Source organism: Hominimerdicola alba 8 (assembly GCF_000178155.2).
GTDB classification, from domain to species: Bacteria; Bacillota; Clostridia; order Oscillospirales; family Ruminococcaceae; genus Hominimerdicola; species Hominimerdicola alba_C.
The window spans coordinates 1-676 of record NZ_ADKM02000104.1 but is presented as its reverse complement, the minus strand read 5'-3'; the positions used below and the strand labels follow the sequence as shown (position 1 = coordinate 676).

The following is a 676-nucleotide window of genomic DNA, read 5'->3' as shown; positions in this document are numbered from 1 at the left end:
CCCTGATCTGTCTGACCCATCTCACCGAGATCGATCTTCACAAAGCTCGCTCCTAAGGACTTTACCTGCTCTTCTACGACCGGTCTGGTATCGAAAGCATCGACCCTTGCACCCAATCTTTTTGCCGTTGCGATAGCCTGAAGACCTGCCACGCCGACACCGATTATGAAGACCCTCGCGGGGTTGATAGTACCCGATGGAGTCACCATCATCGGTAAAATTTTCGGAAGTTTCGCTGCTGCGTTGACCACAGCGGTGTAGCCTGCCAGAGAGGTCTGGGAGGACTGAACGTCCATTTTCTGGGCTAATGTGGTTCTGGGTATCATTTCCAGCGACACTGCCTGAACGCCTGCGTTTGCGAAATCGTTTAAGAGAGCCTTCTCATTGAACGGGTCGAGATAGCTGAGATGAAGCGCACCTGAGGGTATCCCCGCAGCAGATGCGGGCTTCATTATGCGCAAAATGATCTCGCTGCCCTTGTAGCCCTCTTCATTCGAGGATACAAGAACAGCGCCCGCTTTCTCGTAAGCCTCGTCATTGAAGCCGCTTTTTTCGCCCGCTCCACGCACTACCTTCACCGAATAGCCCATGTTTGCCAGCTTTTTGATGTCGTCGGGGATCAGCGCCACGCGGGTCTCGCGCGGGTCGGTCTCGCGGCATACAAGTATTTGTTTCA

At 53.8% G+C, this 676-nt stretch carries 1 pseudogene; it reads right to left on the bottom strand.

Features of this window, described 5'->3' with window-relative positions:
• Positions 1-676 (bottom strand): annotated as a pseudogene (locus CUS_RS12870) (NAD(P)(+) transhydrogenase (Re/Si-specific) subunit alpha); the annotation flags it as partial.